Origin of the sequence: Mesotoga sp. Brook.08.YT.4.2.5.2. (assembly GCF_003351125.1) — a bacterium.
Classification (GTDB): Bacteria; Thermotogota; Thermotogae; order Petrotogales; family Kosmotogaceae; genus Mesotoga.
The window spans coordinates 45,677-64,819 of sequence record NZ_JPGZ01000014.1 but is presented as its reverse complement, the minus strand read 5'-3'; the positions used below and the strand labels follow the sequence as shown (position 1 = coordinate 64,819).

The following is a 19,143-nucleotide window of genomic DNA, read 5'->3' as shown; positions in this document are numbered from 1 at the left end:
AGGTTTTCACAGTGGATATTGGAGAAGGCTTGATGCTGATGGGAAAGTTCATTGGTGCCGGACTGGCAATGGGCATAGGTGCTATCGGTGCCGGTATCGGTGAAGGTAGAATCGGTGCAAGTGCTATGGAGGCAATGGCAAGACAACCGGAAATGATCGGTACTTTGACCACGAGGATGATTCTTGCAGACGCTATCGCTGAAACAACTGGAATCTATTCGCTTGTTATAGCGTTCATGATTCTTCTCGTAGTCTAAATATCTTCCCCTGAATAGAGGAGGGGTGATAACTTGATTGAACTTAATCTGACGGCCATATTGTCGATACTGAACTTTTTGCTGCTCTTCTTTGTTCTGAAGAAGGTGCTATTTGACAAATTCTTCGACATCCTAAGACAGCGAAAAGAAAAGATCAGCAATGAGATAGCTGAGGCCGAGAAAATGCGGACTGAAGCCAACGAACTCAGAAGAGAATACCAGGCAAAAATGGAAGAGGCGCGTTCTGCTTCAGACGAAATCGTAGCACAGGCTGAAAAGCTAGCGGAAGAGATCGTAAGACAGGCAAGAGAAGATGCACAGGACGAGATACAGAGAATGTATAAGTCCGCCGAGCTTCAGATTCAGCGTGAGCGGGAAGAAGCTGCCGATGAGGTAAAAGGAGCGATAGTAACTGCCGCAGTAGCCATAGTAGGAAGGTTTCTTCAAAAGGAAATGGACGAAAACGCAAGGAAGCAATATGCAAAGAGGATTTTGGAGAGCATGGGTGATAAGGAGTGAAGAGAATTCTTTCACTTTCGGCAAAATACGCCAACGCTCTCTTCTTAAGCCTTCCCGAAGAGGCTAGAGAGCAAGGGCTGAAACAGCTCCATGAGCTTTCTAAAAGTGTTTCTAACATCGACCTTTCGAAATTCCTATTCGACCCAACTCTCGATGCAGAGAGAAAGGTAAGGATCTTCCTTAGCTTCGTTGAAAAACCTCTGGAACAGATTGAAAGGTTGATTTCGCTTCTGGTCTCTATGAAGAGGCTTGAATTGCTGGAAGATATCGTGATCTCCTTTGGTGCAAGGCTTTTGCTTGAAAGCAACAGGATTGATGTTGAAGTCGATTCGGCAGTAGCTCTCAGTTCTGAAGAGAGAGTTGCCATTCTCAAGAAAGTGAGAGAAAAGACTGGAATGGAGGGGGTTATGAAGGTCAATATTAATCCATCTCTCATTGCAGGATATGTAATTAAGTTCAGAGACGAAGTAATAGACACAAGTCTCAGCGGTCGTTTAAAGAGAGTGAGCCAGGAGCTGGGCTCGGGCCCTCGGGAGGTGATTGAGTGAAAATCAGTCCATCTGAGATTACGAAAGTCATACAGAATCAGCTAGAGAAGACTGACATAGAGTTTGATTATTTCGAAGCGGGAAAGGTAATACAAATAGGTGACGGCATTGCGAGGGCATACGGCCTCAAAGGTGTAATGGCAAATGAGCTCGTGAAATTCGAGAATAACGTCTTCGGTCTTGCATTGAACCTTGAAGAGGATAATGTAGGTATAGTTATTCTAGGGGAATACAAAGAGATAAAAGAAGGCGACCTCGTCAGAAGGACCGGCAGGATCATGGAGGTCCCCACAGGACCTGAGCTCCTGGGAAGAGTCGTGAATCCTCTCGGAATTCCACTAGATGGAAAGGGGCCTGTTCAAACAAAGAAATTCAGGCCAGTTGAAGTGAAGGCGACTGGAGTTGTAATGAGAAAACCGGTCGACACTCCTCTACAGACGGGAATAAAGGCAATAGATGCGACGATCCCCATTGGAAGAGGACAGAGAGAGTTGATAATTGGGGACAGGCAGACCGGGAAGACGGCCCTAGCAATCGATGCGATAATAAACCAGAAGGGACAGGGCGTGAAGTGCATCTACGTCGCAATTGGTCAGAAGACGGCCGCCCTTGCCAGGATCATCGATAAGCTGAATCAGTTCGGGGCAATGGAGTATACGACGATTGTCTTTGCTTCGGCTTCAGATACGGCATCTCTCTCCTATCTCGCTCCGTATGCGGGAGCTGCAATGGGCGAGCACTTCATGTTTGAGGGCCAGGACTCTCTTGTCATCTACGATGATCTTTCCAAGCATGCATCCGCTTACAGAGAGCTTTCATTGTTGCTGAGAAGGCCGCCTGGAAGGGAGGCTTATCCCGGAGATGTCTTCTATCTGCATTCCAGATTGCTAGAGCGGGCTGCAAGGCTCAACGAGAGTTTCGGTGGAGGCTCTCTCACCGCCTTACCGATCATCGAGACGCAGGCAAACGATGTATCGGCATTCATACCGACTAACGTAATATCCATAACGGACGGACAGATTTATTTGGATCCCAACCTCTTCTATGCGGGAAATCGACCTGCAATCAATGTCGGCCTCTCGGTTTCGAGGGTTGGAGGGGCTGCGCAGATTAAGGCTATGAAGAAGATTGCAGGAAGTCTGAGAATCGAGCTTGCTCAGTACAGAGATTTGCTCTCTTTTGCTCAGTTTGCGACCGAACTCGACAAGGCCACCCGCGACCAACTCACGAGGGGAGAGAAGCTTACGGAACTTCTCAAGCAGGATCAGTACGTCCCAATGCCGGTTGAAGAACAGGTCGCTGTTCTTTACACCGGAACAAAGGGTTATCTTGACGAAATGGAAACTTCGAAGATTTCGAAATTCGAGGCCTCTCTACTCAAGACGCTTCGCAGCTCTTACAGTGATGTACTATCTTCAATAAGAGAGAAGAAGGTCATAGAGGAAGGTATAGAGACCCGTCTTAAGCAAGCTATAGAAGACACCAAGAAGCAGCTTGAAGAGCGAGGTTGATTGACGGTGAGCAAGGGTAAACTGCGTACGATTAAGAAACGCATCGAGTCAACGAACTCGACGATGCAGATTACCCGCGCCATGGAGATGGTCGCGCGGGCCAAAATCAACAAAGTTCAAAAGGGACTGAAGTTCGTCAGGCTATACGAAAGAGCTATGGAGCGGGCTCTCATCAGAGCTTATTTTGGAGATTCGAACCATCCCGACTCCGGGGGTGAAGGAGAGATTCTTCTCGTAGTCAGCTCAGATATGGGACTTGCGGGAGCCTTTAATGCAGAGATAATGAAGGCAGCCGAGCGCGAAGTTGCAAAGTCAAACGTCATACACATCGTTACGGTGGGAATCAAGGCCGAAAGTCATTTCAAGAAGAGCGGAGTACCTATTACTCCTTTCAGTCATTTCTTCGATACTCCCGATCTTGACGAGGCGGCAATTATCGTTGACGATATTGAAGAAATCATGGATAGCAAGAACGCGTCCGGCTTGAAAATGGTTTTCAGCAGTTTCAAGAATCCGCTCGCTCAGATACCGAAGACTGTCAAGCTTCTTCCCGTTGAAGATTTTGAGAAGCCAGACAACGACTTATTTGATTTCGAACCTGAAATCGAGGTTCTGTACGAAGATGTGCTTAATTCGTGGCTTGTAGCCAAAGTTCTTCAGGGCTTATATGAAACGAAGGTCGGGGAACTCTTCTCCAGACAAGCTGCAATGAAGAACGCAACCGAGAATGCAAAGAACATGATAGAGCAACTGACTCTGGTTAGGAATAAACTGCGCCAGTCGAATATCACACAGGAAATAATCGAAGTCGTAAACGGCGCTGAAGCGCTTAACGGTTAATTGATTTTGGAGGTGTGAGTGTGCCCGACAAAAAGGAACAAAATATTGGGAAAATAATCGCGATAACTGGTCCGGTCGTAGACGTATCATTCGAAGGAGCGAGGCTTCCCGACATTCTGAATGCCCTGAAAGTAAAGAACGAATTCTTAGATAAAGAGATAGTACTCGAAGTTGCCCAGCTGATTGGAGATAACAGCGTCAGGGCAATTGCCTTGGACAGTACAGACGGACTCGTGAGGGGCCAGGAAGTACTTGATACTGAAAAGCAGATCACCGTACCTGTCGGAGAAGAGATTCTCGGAAGAATGTTCAATCTTCTCGGCGAACCGATCGACGAACTTGGAGAGGTAAAGTTTGCCGATCACTGGGAGATACACAGAGCGTCTCCTTCAGTCACCGACCAGCAGACCGAAGTCGAGATACTTGAAACGGGAATAAAGGTCATCGATCTTCTTGCGCCATTCAGCAAGGGCGGAAAGATTGGCTTCTCCGGAGGTGCCGGAGTCGGAAAGACGGTTCTCGTTATGGAACTCATAAGAAACTTCGCAATCGAGCAGAAGGGGCTTTCTGTCTTTGCCGGAGTCGGTGAGAGAACTAGAGAGGGAAATGATCTTTGGCTCGATATGCAGGAGGCCGGTGTCATTGAAAATACCGCTCTCGTTTTTGGGCAGATGAACGAACCTCCTGGAGCAAGATTCAGAATCGGTCTCTCTGCTATAACCATGGCTGAATACTTCAGAGATGTTCAGAAGAAGGACGTTCTCGTATTCATTGACAACATCTTCAGATTTGTTCAGGCCGGTTCAGAGGTTTCGGCTCTCCTTGGAAGAATGCCTTCAGCGGTTGGTTACCAACCGACATTGGGGACTGAAATGGGAAACCTGCAGGAGAGGATCACCTCGACGAGATCTGGTTCTATTACTTCCGTCCAGGCAATATACGTTCCTGCGGACGATTTCACTGATCCGGCGCCTGCTACTACCTTCAGCCATCTCGATGCGACCGTTAACCTTTCGCGTTCAATAGCCGAGCAGGGGCTGTACCCGGCCGTTGATCCGTTGGATTCGACGTCGAAAAATCTTGATCCCGTAGTTGTGGGCCAGGAACACTACCAGGTCGCAAGAAGCGTCCAGGAAGTTCTTCAGAGATACAAGGACCTTCAGGACATCATTGCGATTCTGGGTATGGAAGAGCTGTCTGAAGAGGATCAGCTAGCCGTTCAGAGAGCGAGAAAGATCCAAAGGTTCTTGACGCAGCCGTTCTTTGTCGCTGAGAAATTCAGTAACATGGATGGGAAATACGTCCCCATTTCCGAAACGATACGTGGGTTCAAAGAGATACTCGAGGGCAAACACGACTCTCTTCCTGAACAGTCCTTCATGATGGTTGGCACGATTGATGAAGCCGTTGAGAAGGGCAAGAAGCTTACGAAGGGTGAATGACTTGGCATTGAAGACCACGATAATCACGCCTTATGAGATCGAGTGGGAGGGAGAAGCAGATTACATCTCCTTCCGCTCGACCGAAGGGGAGATAGGCTACCTGCCTGAAAGAGCTCCAGCTCTTATGAAGTTGACCGTTGACGTAATGGAGATAACGTCAGGTTCTAAGACTTTGCGGTTTGCCGTTCACGGAGGATACGTTCTCCAGGAGAGAGACAGCTTGACTATTGTGACCGATGCCGCCGAAACTCCTGAGGAGATTAGCGTAGAAAGAGCAAAGCAGCGGCTAAAGAGAGCAGAGGAATTGCTGGAAGTAAGTAAATCCAGGCGCGAAAGGGCTAGAAACGAGGCCAAACTGCAAAGACATATGCTTAGAATCAGAGTGGGGTCTGGGGAATAGCTGCTCCTCTTGAAGAGCCGTCCTCCGAGAAGAGCATCAGTTGCAAGTTCCCTGTTGCAAGTTGCAAGACTTTGAAGAAGCCAGTCTGCTTAGGCAGGCCAGTCTTTGCTTCGCAAAGGCAAGTTCCGCTTCGCGGGCAAAAGAGCCGCTGGACGCTGGAAAGAACCGCTTTGCGCTTAAGAGCGGAGAACCTGCTGATCGCTTTGAAGAGCAGTCCTCCGTTATGCGTCCCAGATCATGGACCCGTCCTACGATAAGATCAATCGAGGAACTGCGTTGTCGAGACGTTCGCTGCGCTCATTAGAAGGCTCCAATTGACACGTTAACCGTTGACGGTCCGCCGTCCTCCGAGAAGAGCATCAGTTGCAAGTTCCCTGTTGCAAGTTGCAAGACTTTGAAGAAGCTAGTCTGCTTAGGCAGGCCAGTCTTTGCTTCGCAAAGGCAAGTTCCGCTTCGCGGGCAGAAGAGGCGCTTGACGCTTAAGAATAAGGACCCGTTGATCGCTGTGAAATGCGGTTCTCCGTTGACAGTCCAAGGGCATGGACCCGTCCTGCGATAAGATCAATCGAGGAAGTGCGTTGTCGAGGCGTTCGCTGCGCTCACGAGAAGGTGGGAGAAAAGCCAGTCACTGCTGAAATAAGACGCAATGCCGCCTTCGGCGGGACGCAAGGCGCCGAAGAGCATCGGCGGACGCAAGGCCCGCCTCACCGGATCGCAATGCCCGGAAAGGCATCACTTCCTACTTTTGAAGAGGTCTATCGATCTTTCATTTAATTGCGTTTTCTCTTGAATGCTTCTATCAAATCCGTTTTTCTCTCTTCGCCTCTGAGAAGAGCGGCGACATTCTTCCGGTGTCTGAACAGAGACAGCCCGAAGAAGGCGAGCATCCAAAGACCTACGGCGTAGCCTTCAGTCAGGAAGAGGATGCTAGATAAAATCGCCAGAGCAAGAACTGAACCAAGGGAAACGTATTTAGTGAGCAGAACGATCGGTACCCATATTCCAAAGAAGACCGCAACATACCACGGTAATGTCCCTGAAAGCGTCCCCACCGTGCAGGCAACGGCTTTGCCACCTCTGAATCTGAGGAAAATCGAATAGCTGTGGCCCACTGCTGCAAAGAAACCGATCATCATACCTTCGGGCAATGAGACTCCAAAGACAGCTCTAGCGATTATCACGGGAATGAAGGCCTTCACCCCATCCAGAATCATGGCGACGGCACCAGCATAGCCCCCCATGCTTCTAAGAACGTTTGTTCCACCTACGTTTCCACTGCCCACCCTGGTAATATTCACGCCCTTAACAAGTGGCACAATGAAACTGAAGGGGATGGAACCCATAATATATCCAACAAGAGCAAATACTACGTACCTCATCTCTTCCTCCTGAGCTTCAAGAAGATTGGAGTTCCGTCGAATGGATCGAAATTAAGCCGAATCGTGTTTCTAATCCCTCTAAGATAAGGCTCGGTAAAGAGCGTAGGGTCGTTTACATTCAGCATTATTATCGGCGGCCTGCTTGAGATCTGGGAACCGTAATATATCTTGCCTCGCTTCTTCCCCTTGCCGGGTGCCGGCGTTCCCTCCGAGTATCTCTGAATGAGAGTGTTAAGAAGGCCGGTCGGAATTCTTAGGTCTATCTTCTTACTTACAAGCCTAATGTTGTCGATAAGATCGTCCATACCTTCACCGGTCTCGGTTGAGGTGAAGAGAACGGGACTGTAGTCTATGAAGTATAGGTCCTGTTTGAAGGTTCGCAGCAACGCCTTCCTGCGTCTATCATCAGCAAGGTCCGATTTGCTGAAGACAGCAATGGTCGCCTTACCGTTCTTTTCAGCGAGTCCAGCGATGCGCTGGTCTTGATTGCCAACTCCGTCAGCCGAGTCAATTACCATTAGTATGATATCGGATCTCTCCAGAGCGTCAATTGCTCTCATTACGCTGTAGTATTCAACATTCATTACCTTCACCTTAGACTTCTTCCTCATTCCTGCAGTGTCAATGAAGGTCATTGGTATACCGTCTACAACGACAGTCTCATCGACTGTATCTCGGGTTGTCCCCGAGACTTCAGTTACAAGGCTTCTTGGACTGCCGACTATCCAGTTGAAGATAGAGGACTTTCCCGCGTTTGGCTTACCGACAATTGCTATTTTCAGATCGCTTTCTTCGCCACTTTCCGCTTGTATCGAGTGTCCCAGCGAGGTCAATCGATCGAAGATCTCGTCGAAAAGCAAATCGATGTTAAGACCGTGGGCCGAGGATACCTTTATGGGATCTCCAAAACCAAGTGAAAAGATCTCGTTTCCCATACTTGAATAAAAGTTATCGGGGTTCTCAACCTTGTTGGCAACGAAGATCACTTCAAGTCTCTGCTTTCTCAAGTAATCTGCGAGTTCGATATCGGCACTTGTAAGCCCGCTTCTTCCATCGACAACAAAAAGAATGAGGTCTCCCTCACTCAGAAGCTCAAGGGTGACCTCTTTCATCTTTTCTTCAACGATGTTTTCTGGATTCTCAAATAGTCCACATGTGTCTACAAGCTGAAAGGTTCTCTGTTGCCAGTTAACTCTCCCTACCGTGAAGTCACGGGTAACCCCTGGAATGTCATCAACTATAGCTCTCCTACCACCAACAAGTCTATTGAATAGAGTCGACTTTCCAACATTTGGTCGTCCGATTATCAGGACGGTGGCCACTAGAGGCTTTCTCCTTCTTCCTCAAGCTGATTCTTAATCATTTCTCCAAGGCTGTTGGAACTGACGGTTCCATTATCGTTGAAATCCTTGAGAACTTTCTCGGTCTCGGCCGCTTCTTTATCTTTTATGAGCTGCCTTATCGACACAACCATGTTTCGAGTGTCGTTATCCGGGTCGTAAACCAAACGGATTATCTTGAATTGATCATGCTTACCGACTTCAACCGAGTCCTCGATATTCTCTGTCCGCTCAAGAGATACCTGCGAAACGGGCAAGAAGGCCTCAACACCGTATGAGTCGACCATGATTATTGCTCCAGACTTCGTGAGTCTTGTCACGGTCCCACTAACTTGATCTCCCACAGAAAGCTCTTCGGAAACCTTCTCCCAGGGATCGGGAGTTGCCTGTTTTATGCTAAGCCTCATCCTCCTGTTAACTGTATCTATAGAAAGTATCTTTACCTCTATTTCTTCTCCTTCTTTAACAACATCCTCGATTCTATCGACGAAGTTCCACGAGACCTCAGATACCGGAACAAATCCAGATACGTACTCTTCAAGCTCGAGAATTACCCCGGTAGGCAATACCTTTGCCGTCTTAGCCTTTAGAACGTCTCCCTCTTTGTACTTGTCGCCGATGTTTTCCCACGGGTCGCCCAGGGCTTCCCTGTAAGAGAGTGAAAGGGTCCGCTTTTCTTCGTTTATCTCCTTGATGTTCACTTTGACCTCGTCTCCAACTTCTACAACGCTCTTGAGATCCTTCTTGATGTTTCCCCAGAATACTTCTGAAATGTGTACTAATCCTTCCACTCCGGGCTCAAGCGATACGAAGAAACCGAACGGGGTGATGTTTTTTACCGTTCCAACGACCGTAGAACCGACTTCGTATTTTTCCTTCAAGGTCGACCAAGGGTCTTCCGTCATCTGCTTAAGCGAGAGAGATATCTTCTTCTCTTTTTCATCGATTCCAATTACCTTTGTCCTGACCGTCTCGCCGGGCTTCAGTAGATCGCTTATCCTCACACTTGGATCCCAGCTCATTTCAGATGCCGGAATAAGCGCAGTTACATTGTCGTTTAGCTTCACGAAGGCGCCGAAATTCTTTATTGACTCGACTTTGCCTTCCAGTTCCTGGCCGACTTCGATTGTCTTGAAGTAGGCATTTATTGCCTCTTCCTGAAATGCTTTTAGCGAAACTACTACGTTTATTCCATTTCGTTGTCTCTTAAATCTTATGACCTTGAACTTCATTGTTCCTTCTGGAGCCGGATCTCCCTTTCGGATTCCCGACTCTGAGCCTGGAAGAAATGCGGGCACCGTCTTCAAAAGCCGCACATTGTACCCGGCGTTCGTCTCCGAAACTATCTTTCCGTCAATGGCTTTGCCTTCTCTGTAAGCCTTCTCAACCTTGCTGACCGCTTGCCTGGCATGGACTCTCTTTTCAGAAACAGTGCTTCTTCCTTCCTCTTCGTTGGTCTTGATGACCATGACTTCTATCTTATCTCCAACGTTGTACTCTTCTAGATCATTCACTAACTGGTCCGCAGGAACGAACCCATCGAGCTTCCCGTCCATAATCACCATCAGTCCATCAGGCTGGACGGAGAAAACCTCTGCATCCTTTCTATTTCCTTTCCTTGCCGAGGAAACATCCATCTGTTCAAATATTTCCTCCATGCTCAGGTTTTCATCTTGCTGTTTCATTTTCTCTTCCATTGTTGGTTACCTCCCTCATTTTGTCTATGTAATCCAGTATCTTCTGGATTTGTTCGTACGGAGTTGATGTACCGCTAATCAGAGCAACCTTCCCCATATCACCTTGAGGAAGATCCGATAGATCTGTTGCATGAAGCGCCTTTTTACCGAGTCTCTCTACTATTCTTACAAGCTTCTTTGTATTTGAACTGTTCTTTCCACCTATCACAATAACCGTATCAACTACGCTTGCAAGTCGTTCTGCCTCAGATTCTCTCTGAATTGTGACCTTGCAAATAGTGTTATGAACGGTTACACGACCCCGAAGCTTTTCCTTAACAAACTCTGCGAACTCCTCGAAATCGCTGTTGCTCATCGTAGTCTGCGAAACGATCGCAACACGTTCAAGGCCTTCAAGCTCTTTCAATACTTCGTTATAGTCATCTCCCGGTTCCACAATGAGATACTTGTCAAGCCTACCCGAAAGAGCCGTAACTTCCGGGTGGTTCTTCTTGCCATACACCACAACAAAGTTGCCTTGCTGCTCGAGATCGACCGCCAGGCTAAATACATTGTACACTATAGGACAAGTAAGGTCTATTACTTCATCGAAAACGTGTCGTAATTTCTCCTCCGAAGCCGGATCTACTCCATGAGCCCTTATTACTGCAACGCCATCATGTTTTTCATTCAACAGTCTGTCTTCGATTACTTCAAGACCCAGCTCCCTGAGATCGTTCATCACCTTCTCATTGTGAACGATCTCTCCCGTCGCGAAAACTTTTTTTCCTGATTTTAGAAGCTTAATCGTTTCTCTGACTGCCCTGTCGACTCCGTAGCAAAACCCTACAGATTTCGCAAGGTGCACTTTCTGCCTCTTCTCTGCAAGGGTCACTATGGTAGAAACTACTTCCTCGATACCCATCTTCGTCGTATCTAACGTAATGGCATCCGTAGCAGGCTTTAGCGGCGCAACTGATCTAGTTGAGTCATTGTGGTCTCTACTTTCGATTTCGGCTAGTATCTCCTCTAAATCAGCGGCAATTCCGCTCGATCTGAGTTGTTCCAGCCTTCTCCTTGCCCTCTCGATCACCGAGGCTGTAAGAAAAATCTTCAACTCCGCTTCGGGAATAACCACTGTTCCTATGTCACGGCCTTCCATGACTACGTTGCCTTGTCTTGAAAGACTTCTTTGTTGCTCCGTAAGGAAGTCCCTGACATACGAGTACCTAGCAATGTCCGAAGATAGAAGAGATACCTCTCTCGTTCTTATTTCATCGCCGACCGGAGTGCCGTCTAACGTTATGCCTGAATCAGAGAGCGAAAAATATGTATGACTCATCAACTCCGTCATCGATGCGAGATCGGAGAAACATACACCGGCCTCTCTTGCCTTGAGGGCAAGCGCTCTGTACATCGCACCGGTGTCTATGTAAGTGAAATTCAGTCTTGATGCTACAAGTCTAGCTACAGTCGATTTTCCTGATCCGGCGGGACCGTCGATCGCAATCCTCAAATCTAGTCCCCCGCGTCCCTTACCTGAAGCTTCAGAAGATCCAGTTGATTGCGGGACACCTCGGATGGAGCAGATGTCATTAAATCGGCACCGCTAGCTACCTTCGGAAAGGCAATAACCTCTCTTATAGATTGAGCTCCGACGATTATAGCAACTATTCTGTCTAGTCCAGGTGCGATTCCCGCATGCGGAGGCGGACCGTACTTGAAGGCATCAAGCAGGTAGCCGAACTTCTCCTCCGCCTCTTCACGCGAAAGACCTATGAGATCGAAGACCCTGCTCTGAATGTCTCTTCTGTGTATTCTCACAGATCCACTGGCAACTTCGTATCCGTTGAGAACCAGATCATAAGCCTTGGATCTAACTCTTAGCGGATCGGTTTCGGCGTACTTTTCGAGGTCTTCTAAATCAGGCATAGTAAAGGGGTGGTGTTCGGCCTCAATCCGTCCTTCCTCCGAGTTGTAGGAGAACATCGGAAAATCAGTAACCCAGAGGAAGTCAAACCCCTCTACCGAAAACTCCTCTTCCTTAATAACCTTTCCTCTTATCTGCCCAAGAGCTTTGGAAAGTGCAAGACTCTCGCCAATAGAGAAGAGCACTAGATCTCCTCTTTCCGCTTTGAAGAAGGAAATCACTTTCTCGAGTTCATCGGGACAATGCTTCAGGATAGAGGATTTCAAACCGTCACCCTCTACCTTTGCCCACATCAGACCCCCCAGGGAACTATCTCTTGCCAAGGCGGTATACTCGTCCAGTTTCTTCCTCGAGAAATGGTCTGCCTTACCTTTGACAAGCAATCCCTTTACACGTTCGCCTCTATTTATCGCTTCATTTATGACTCTGAACTCAGTTCCAGCAAAAACCTCCGTGATGTCTCTTATCTCCATCCCATATCTGGTGTCTGGCTTATCGCTGCCATACAGGTCGACAACCTCTTGATAGGTGAATCTCCGGAATGGAGTCGGAATATCTGCCGAGACAGCCTCTGCAAATGCATGCTTCATCAAACCCTCGGCCATAGAGAAGACATCCTCTTCATCTGCAAAAGACATCTCAACGTCTATCTGCGTGAACTCAGGTTGCCTGTCGGCCCGAAAGTCTTCGTCTCTGAAGCACTTTGCGATCTGGTAGTACCTGTCGAAACCAGAAACCATCAGCAACTGCTTGAAGATTTGAGGAGACTGGGGCAAAGCGTAGAACTTCCCGGGTTTCAACCGCGAGGGTACGAGAAAGTCCCTGGCCCCCTCAGGCGTAGATTTCCCGAGAATAGGAGTCTCCACATCCACAAATCCATTTCTGTTTAGATACTCCCTTGCCGCCTGCACAAAACGATGCCTGGTCAATACATTGCGCTGCATCTTCGGGCGTCTTAGATCGAGGTATCTATACCTGAGATGCATCTCTTCTGAGGACTCTTCGTCTATGTTTATATAAATAGGCGGTACTTCTGCATCTGAAAAGAGTTCCAATTCGGAGGCAAACACTTCGATTTCTCCTGTGGGGAGCTTCTTATTTACAGCATCCTCAGGCCTCTTTCTCACAGATCCAGTTACCGAAATGCAGAACTCGTTTCCCAGCTTTAAGGCCTGGCTATAGAGGTTAACATTCTGAGGATCGAAGACAACTTGCGTCAAGCCATACCTGTCCCTAACTTGAACGAACTTGATACCCCCAAGATCCCTGATACGATCGACCCAGCCGTTGAGTGTTACTGCTTTTCCCGTGTCGGATGCCGTCAATTCGCCACAGGTGTGCGTCCTTTTCTTCAACACCAACACCTCCCACAGAGTTAATATTACCATGCCACTTTCTAGGATGGAATCTCGATTTGTGGTAGAATCATTTAGAATATTTCCTTCGGGGAGGTGTAGAAATTGAAAATGAAACTTTTACTTGCCTCACTGCTTATTTTCGGTCTGGCATTCACTTCAGCTTTCGCTGCCGTCAATTATGTAGACGTCAGTTCAAATCACTGGGCATACGATGCGGTGATGAGACTTTCTGACCTAGGCATTCTGACAGGTATTGTTCAAGCCGATGGCAGGACTTACTTCAATGGAAACGATCCACTCACAAGATATCAGACAGCGGTAATGCTGAAGAAGACACTCGATTATGTTGAGCTGAATTTCGCAAAGCATGGCACTGTTCAGCAGTCAGGTACTGTCGATGGAACTATCATGTCCCGTCTTGAAGCTCTCGAGCTTGCCCTTACCGATTCTAGCGGAAGGCTAATCGATACCATGGATCTTCAGTTACGGATCACTGCTTTGGAGAACAGAATCACTTCTCTTGGAATCTCCACCAACGGGAGCGTATCTCAGAGCACCGTTGAATCCTTGAGGCAGCAGATCATGAAGTTCGTCGAGGACCTTTCTCTGACTACGAAGAAGCTCGATACTCTGGCCGTTGACGTTCAAAACGTTCAGAACTCCATGTCAAATCTTGCCGTCATGGAATCGAGAGTCAACGATGCTGTGAGAAGAGTTGATACTCTTAGCGGAAACATCAGCACAATCCAGAGTTCGCTTTCTTCAAACGAAAGATCTATATCCACTCTAGACTCTGCTGTTCGATCTCTCTCGTCTTCACTAAGCGACTACGATGCGAAGCTCAGTACGATTACAAACAGAGCTTCTGCAAACGCTATTGAGATCGCATCTCTAAAAGAATCAATGGCGACAGTGACTGCAAATGTGGCGACTGTTAGGGATCTTCAGAACAAGATTTCTTCGCTTGAGAATCAGATCGCAAATGTGAGGCTTCCCGCCGATGCTGTAAGCAAACTCGATGAGCTTTCTGCGAGAATCAATGCGATTTCCTCTGACTACGCGAAGATCGGTGATTTGCAGAACTATGTGACGAAGACCGACCTAAAGGCGAATTTGAATCTCTACGCAGGTGTTGACGAGCTTGCCAAGGTAAAGAATTCGAACGAATTGCTTACCAAGGATATCGAGACTTTGAGAAAGGACTTCACTTCGGAAACCGGAATCATCAAAGGCGATATCGGCAATCTTCAGAGAAGCATAAACGCGATAAATGAAATCGTCACTATTCACGAGAATGAACTGGCTGGACTGAAGTCTTCTGTCAGCACAGTATCCTCTCTGAGAAGCGACTTGAATGCACTGAATACGAAGTTCAACGCCCTTACCGATCAACAGTCCAAGAACTTCGCTGCAAGTCAGGCGAGTGTTGCTGAACTAGAGGCTAGGATGAATGAAGCAATGGATATGCTGAACGTCTCGGTAGATGCAAACCTGTCAAAGATTTCTCTCAGCATGGATACTATCAATACTCAGCTTGGAAAGAATGAGAGCGAAATCAAGGCTCTCAAGACCAGAACAGACTCATTGGAATCAAGACTGAATGCAACTGTGGTGAACCTCGAGAGATATGTAAAAATAAGCGATCTGGAGACCCAGCCAGTAATCGTAAACCTCTCTGAGAGAGTAGCCGAAATCAACAGCGCAACGATTGATGCAGCCACAAAGCAGGATGTAGAGGCTCTTCAGAAGAAGACTTCTCCTTGGTTGATTCTTTCTACTGTGAGTTCTCTGGCAGCTCTAGGAATATCCATCTGGGTTCTTATTGCCTCAGGCATAATATAGTAGAAGAGCTATCGTAATGATTGACCCGGGGTTTAGCCCCGGGTTTTTGCTATAATTGAAGCTGACGAGTTGTTGCTGGAGGTGCTTGATGAGAGTCGCAGAGATTTCTTCACTTAGTAAACATATAAACGAACACGTACAGATAAGGGGCTGGCTTAGAAGAAGGAGATCGAGCGGGAAGATTCAGTTCCTCTTCTTGAGGGACGGCTCGGGCTTCATTCAGGGCATCGTCGAGAAGTCAAGCGTCCCAGAAAGCGTATTCCAGGTAGCGGCTTCACTTAAGATGGAGTCAAGCGTGATTGTTTCGGGACTTGTGAAGGCAGAAGAAAGAGCTCCAGGCGGAGTCGAACTTTTCGTGGAGGATCTTCAGATAATCCAGATTCCCGAGAAAGACTTCCCGATAAACAAACCGGATCATTCAATCGATTTTCTGATGGACAACAGGCATCTGTGGCTAAGAACTCAGCGTCAGACCCATGTGCTGAAGATTCGTCACGAGATAATCCGTGCCGTAAGGGAGTTCTATAACGATCGAGGTTTTGTGCTTATCGATACGCCTATCTTCACCGGCTCGATTGGCGAGAGCGCAGGCAATACATTCGAGATAGACTACTTCGATTACGGGAAGGCTTACCTCGCTCAGACGGGGCAACTTTATCTTGAAGCAGCAGCCATGGCTCTCGGAAAGGTCTACAACCTTGGCCCCACTTTCAGGGCGGAGAAATCGAAGACCCGCAGACACCTTATTGAGTTCTGGATGAACGAAGCTGAAGTCGCCTATTATGGTCACGATGACAATATTAAGCTGCAGGAAGAGCTAGTAACTTATGTAGTGAAGAGCACTCTGGAACGCGCCGGAGAAGATCTTAAATCAATCGGAAGAGATACATCGAAACTGGAGAAGATCGAGACTCCATTCCCAAGAATAACTTATGACGAAGCAGTGAGACTTCTACAAAACAAGGGATTCGAGATTAATTGGGGCGACGATATTGGGGGTGATGAAGAAACGGCGATTGCAAATGAATTCGACAAGCCGATCGTTGTGGAGCGTTATCCGAGAATGATGAAGGCCTTCTACATGCAGCCTGATCCAGAGAGACCTGAAGTAGTACTCTGCGATGACATGCTCGCTCCTGAGGGCTATGGAGAGATAATTGGGGCATCTGAGAGAATATATGACCGAGACTTGCTTATTGAGAGGATTAACGAGTATGGTCTAGACGTTTCTTCTTATGACTGGTATCTTGATTTGCGCGATTATGGAACGGTCCCTCACAGCGGTTTTGGGATGGGTATAGAGCGTATCGTTGCCTGGATAGCAGGACTTGAGCACATCAGAGAAGCGATACCCTTCGCCAGAACCCTTTACAGAATTCATCCGTAGGAGGCACTATGGAAGAAGAACGTTTTCTTACTCCAGGTAAGGTCCAAGAGGATAGTTCAATAAAGAGCCTCAGGCCGAAAAACCTTGGGGAGTATATCGGCCAATCGAAAATCAGGCGAAGACTTAGCATAGCAATTGAAGCAGCCAAGGTACGTCAAGAGGCCCTTGACCATGTTCTGCTTGCAGGCCCTCCGGGTTTGGGCAAGACCACCCTCGCACATATCATTGCGAACGAGCTGGGCTCGGAGATCTATGTCACATCTGGACCGGTTATTGAGAAACAGGGCGATTTGGCCGCTATCTTGACCGGGCTGGAGCGGAACGATGTTCTTTTCATAGACGAGATTCACCGGCTGAATAGAACCGTTGAAGAGATTCTTTACTCTGCTATGGAGGATTTCCAGCTAGATATTATGATCGGCAAGGGTCCCAGTGCCCGATCGATTCGTCTTGATCTGAACCCGTTCACCCTTGTCGGAGCTACGACGCGCAGTGGTTTCATAGGTGCGCCTTTGAGAAACAGATTTGGAATGATTCTAGAGATGGAGTTCTATCCCGATAAGGATCTGAAACAGATCATTATTAGATCGGCAGCGCTTCTCGGAACATCGATAAGAGAAGACGCGGCAATCCTTCTTGCCCGAAGGTCGCGTGGAACGCCTAGAATTGCAAACAGGCTCCTGAGAAGAGTCAGGGATATCTCCACAGTTGAAGGGGGAAAGGAGATTACAGTTGATACTGTTCAGTCGGCAATGACGCTCCTTTCTATTGACGAGGAGGGACTAGATTCGATGGACAAGCGCCTCTTATCTGTCTTGATTGAGAGTTATAATGGTGGGCCTGCGGGCGTCAAGGCAATCGCGGCATCAATCGGGATAGAACCGGAGACAATCAGCGAAGTCTACGAGCCGTTCTTGCTGCAGAACGGCTTCCTGGTAAGGACAAACCGAGGAAGAATGGTTACGGAAAAGGCTTATCGCCATTTGGGATTCCCATTTGAATCACGTAATTCACCTCTTTGGAACTACATTGATCAGAGAGAAGGGGATGAAGACTAATATGACATTCGGGCTTGATCGCTCAATCTGTTGTGCTGATTTAGATTTCTCTTCGGGCTGATCACAGTTTTCCAATTCAATGTATTCTTTGTAGTCGTTTTACGAATCTGGTAGTCGTTTTTCTTTGTTGTGGGGTGAGAGTTGTGAAGGCAGCGGTGTTCTATAACAGAACGAGAATCTCCTCTGAAACACTGAACTGGCTTTCAAGGGAAATTGAATCTCACGGAATCGCTACTTCGTTTTGTGAGGATGGTACTTCGTGCTTACCGGCAAGAACAGAAGTAATTCTTACCTTCGGTGGCGACGGGACTGTTCTCAAGGCAGTGCCTCTGGCAGTAATGAACGATCTGCCGATAATGAGCTTCAGAGTTGGTAGTGTAGGCTTTCTCGCAGCCTTTGAACTCAGTATGCTCCACACTGCACTTGATCTACTTCTCCTCGGAAAACTTGAGAGCGTCACAAGACATGTAATGGAGATAGAAATCGGAGACTCTATCAGATATGCTCTTAACGACTGCGTTGTAGAACGTTCTTCACCAAGCAGGACCGTTTCTTTCAGTGTGAATGTGTGTGGGCAGAGCAGTTATCCCGTTGTTGGTGACGGTATTGTCTTCGCGACAAACACTGGTTCAACTGCATACTCGATGGCCGCCGGGGGTGCTCTGGTAGATCCAGATGCCGGCTGCTTTCAGGTTACTCCCATATGTCCTCATAACCCCTTCGTCGGATCGGTCGTTCTCGCCGCTTCGAGAAGAGTTCTAATGGAAGTGAGGCAAGACAAGGGCTATCCTATTGAGGTCTACGTTGACGGAACATTTGTTTCGAATATCAGGACGGGAGACAAGATCAACGTCGGTCTTTCAGAAAAGATAGTGTCTCTCCTCAGAGAAGGAAGCTTCGATTTTGTTGCTCTTCTCAAGAAGAAGCTGGCCTTTGGAGGTCGACTGAAAGATGATATCTAAAGTTGGTCTCGAAAGAATAGGAAACCTGAGAATTGAGATTCTCAGAATGGCGCGATATGTCCAGAGCATATTTAACAAGACATCTGTTGCTGTTCTAGAGAGAAATGAACACCAGGCAAGAGATGTGATTTATTCCGACTCTGTGATAGATTATCATCAGGTGGAACTACAAGCAATGATAATCGGCCTAACCGGAATACTGACGCCAACAGGAAAAGAATTAAGACTCTTGACTCTCTCGATGAATATCGTCAGCACTCTTGAAAGTATAGGCGACAAGTGTGTGTTTATATGTGAGAGGGGATTGTCACTTTCAAAGCGTCCGCCGATAGGCTATCATGAAAAACTGAAGACGATGTTCGAATCTGTCTCCGTAATGACAAAAGGCGCAATAGACAATTTGGTTGACCCCTCTCTTTCTGAAGCTGTAAGATTGTGTAAGAATGACGATTTCGTTGATCGAATTCAGGAAGAGGTAAAGACCGATCTCGTTCGCTACTGCGAAGAATCGCCATCAATAATCAGCAGAGCACTAGACTTAATGATGGTTTTCGGAGCTCTGGAAGAGATAGCAGATCATTCGACTGAACTTATGGAAGCAGCAGTGTATATTGAAACCGGCAAATACTATAGATGTGTTAATGACGGTTTCCAACCCATTGATTTCAATGCCCAGAACAACAAGGGGTGATTC

17 protein-coding genes are annotated in these 19,143 nt (G+C 47.5%); 12 read left to right on the top strand and 5 right to left on the bottom strand.

Features of this window, described 5'->3' with window-relative positions:
- The first annotated feature begins 11 nt into the window (after window positions 1–11).
- The 7 genes from Q502_RS05165 to Q502_RS05135 are packed head-to-tail and all read left to right on the top strand — an operon-like array spanning window position 12 to window position 5,517.
- Window positions 12–257, top strand: a complete 246-nt coding sequence (locus Q502_RS05165; RefSeq protein ID WP_099772236.1) for a F0F1 ATP synthase subunit C — start codon at window positions 12–14, stop codon at window positions 255–257.
- A 33-nt stretch (window positions 258–290) separates the two neighbouring features.
- Complete coding sequence (gene atpF, locus Q502_RS05160) at window positions 291–776, top strand: F0F1 ATP synthase subunit B (protein WP_099830743.1); 486 nt, start codon at window positions 291–293, stop codon at window positions 774–776.
- On the top strand, window positions 773–1,324 hold the full coding sequence (gene atpH / locus Q502_RS05155) for an ATP synthase F1 subunit delta (RefSeq protein ID WP_099830742.1): 552 nt from the start codon (window positions 773–775) through the stop codon (window positions 1,322–1,324). The genes atpF and atpH overlap by 4 nt, the downstream gene beginning before the upstream one ends.
- Window positions 1,321–2,835 carry a F0F1 ATP synthase subunit alpha gene (gene atpA, locus Q502_RS05150; RefSeq protein ID WP_099830741.1) on the top strand — a complete coding sequence of 505 codons (1,515 nt, stop codon included), beginning with the start codon at window positions 1,321–1,323 and terminating at the stop codon, window positions 2,833–2,835. The genes atpH and atpA overlap by 4 nt, the downstream gene beginning before the upstream one ends.
- 6 nt (window positions 2,836–2,841) lie before the next feature.
- Complete coding sequence (gene atpG, locus Q502_RS05145; RefSeq protein WP_099830776.1) at window positions 2,842–3,675, top strand: ATP synthase F1 subunit gamma; 834 nt, start codon at window positions 2,842–2,844, stop codon at window positions 3,673–3,675.
- A gap of 20 nt (window positions 3,676–3,695) precedes the next feature.
- Window positions 3,696–5,117, top strand: a complete 1,422-nt coding sequence (gene atpD / locus Q502_RS05140; RefSeq protein WP_099830740.1) for a F0F1 ATP synthase subunit beta — start codon at window positions 3,696–3,698, stop codon at window positions 5,115–5,117.
- A complete protein-coding gene (locus Q502_RS05135; RefSeq protein ID WP_243392424.1) occupies window positions 5,110–5,517 on the top strand; it encodes a F0F1 ATP synthase subunit epsilon in 408 nt (135 codons plus the stop codon). Before atpD ends, Q502_RS05135 begins: the two co-directional genes overlap by 8 nt.
- A 770-nt stretch (window positions 5,518–6,287) precedes the next feature.
- Here Q502_RS05135 and plsY read toward each other — a convergent pair.
- From plsY to aspS, 5 genes are read right to left on the bottom strand one after another with little or no spacing between them, the layout of a single operon-like run.
- On the bottom strand, window positions 6,288–6,896 hold the full coding sequence (gene plsY, locus Q502_RS05130) for a glycerol-3-phosphate 1-O-acyltransferase PlsY (protein ID WP_099830738.1): 609 nt from the start codon (window positions 6,894–6,896) through the stop codon (window positions 6,288–6,290).
- Complete coding sequence (der, locus tag Q502_RS05125) at window positions 6,893–8,218, bottom strand: ribosome biogenesis GTPase Der (protein ID WP_099830737.1); 1,326 nt, start codon at window positions 8,216–8,218, stop codon at window positions 6,893–6,895. Before der ends, plsY begins: the two co-directional genes overlap by 4 nt.
- The gene (locus tag Q502_RS05120) at window positions 8,218–9,933 is read right to left on the bottom strand and encodes a S1 RNA-binding domain-containing protein (RefSeq protein WP_099830736.1); all 1,716 of its coding nucleotides are present in this window, start codon (window positions 9,931–9,933) and stop codon (window positions 8,218–8,220) included. The genes der and Q502_RS05120 overlap by 1 nt, the downstream gene beginning before the upstream one ends.
- Entirely contained in the window at window positions 9,905–11,428 is a 1,524-nt protein-coding gene (gene cmk, locus Q502_RS05115; RefSeq protein WP_099830735.1) for a (d)CMP kinase, read from the bottom strand. Before cmk ends, Q502_RS05120 begins: the two co-directional genes overlap by 29 nt.
- A 2-nt stretch (window positions 11,429–11,430) precedes the next feature.
- Window positions 11,431–13,230, bottom strand: a complete 1,800-nt coding sequence (gene aspS / locus Q502_RS05110) for an aspartate--tRNA ligase (RefSeq protein WP_180977952.1) — start codon at window positions 13,228–13,230, stop codon at window positions 11,431–11,433.
- A 78-nt stretch (window positions 13,231–13,308) separates the two neighbouring features.
- Here aspS and Q502_RS05105 point away from each other — a divergent pair, with 78 nt between their 5' ends.
- From Q502_RS05105 to Q502_RS05085, 5 genes are all read left to right on the top strand, one after another.
- On the top strand, window positions 13,309–15,042 hold the full coding sequence (locus tag Q502_RS05105) for an S-layer homology domain-containing protein (protein ID WP_243392431.1): 1,734 nt from the start codon (window positions 13,309–13,311) through the stop codon (window positions 15,040–15,042).
- Between the two features lie 88 nt (window positions 15,043–15,130).
- A complete protein-coding gene (gene asnS, locus Q502_RS05100; protein ID WP_099830732.1) occupies window positions 15,131–16,429 on the top strand; it encodes an asparagine--tRNA ligase in 1,299 nt (432 codons plus the stop codon).
- A gap of 8 nt (window positions 16,430–16,437) precedes the next feature.
- On the top strand, window positions 16,438–17,487 hold the full coding sequence (ruvB, locus tag Q502_RS05095; protein WP_099830731.1) for a Holliday junction branch migration DNA helicase RuvB: 1,050 nt from the start codon (window positions 16,438–16,440) through the stop codon (window positions 17,485–17,487).
- 143 nt (window positions 17,488–17,630) lie between these two features.
- Window positions 17,631–18,449 (top strand): NAD(+)/NADH kinase, encoded by an 819-nt coding sequence (locus Q502_RS05090; protein WP_243392422.1) that lies wholly within the window; start codon window positions 17,631–17,633, stop codon window positions 18,447–18,449.
- Entirely contained in the window at window positions 18,439–19,140 is a 702-nt protein-coding gene (locus Q502_RS05085) for a phosphate uptake regulator PhoU (protein ID WP_099830729.1), read from the top strand. The genes Q502_RS05090 and Q502_RS05085 overlap by 11 nt, the downstream gene beginning before the upstream one ends.
- Window positions 19,141–19,143: the final 3 nt, after the last annotated feature.

Bases quoted from the DNA above. Each gene is read 5' to 3' on its own strand.
- Q502_RS05120 (WP_099830736.1), bottom strand. From the start codon at position 9,933: ATGGAAGAGAAAATGAAACAGCAAGATGAAAACCTGAGCATGGAGGAA.
- Q502_RS05105 (WP_243392431.1), top strand. From the start codon at position 13,309: ATGAAACTTTTACTTGCCTCACTGCTTATTTTCGGTCTGGCATTCACT.
- ruvB (WP_099830731.1), top strand. From the start codon at position 16,438: ATGGAAGAAGAACGTTTTCTTACTCCAGGTAAGGTCCAAGAGGATAGT.
- plsY (WP_099830738.1), bottom strand. From the start codon at position 6,896: ATGAGGTACGTAGTATTTGCTCTTGTTGGATATATTATGGGTTCCATC.
- aspS (WP_180977952.1), bottom strand. From the start codon at position 13,230: ATGGTAATATTAACTCTGTGGGAGGTGTTGGTGTTGAAGAAAAGGACG.
- Q502_RS05085 (WP_099830729.1), top strand. From the start codon at position 18,439: ATGATATCTAAAGTTGGTCTCGAAAGAATAGGAAACCTGAGAATTGAG.
- asnS (WP_099830732.1), top strand. From the start codon at position 15,131: ATGAGAGTCGCAGAGATTTCTTCACTTAGTAAACATATAAACGAACAC.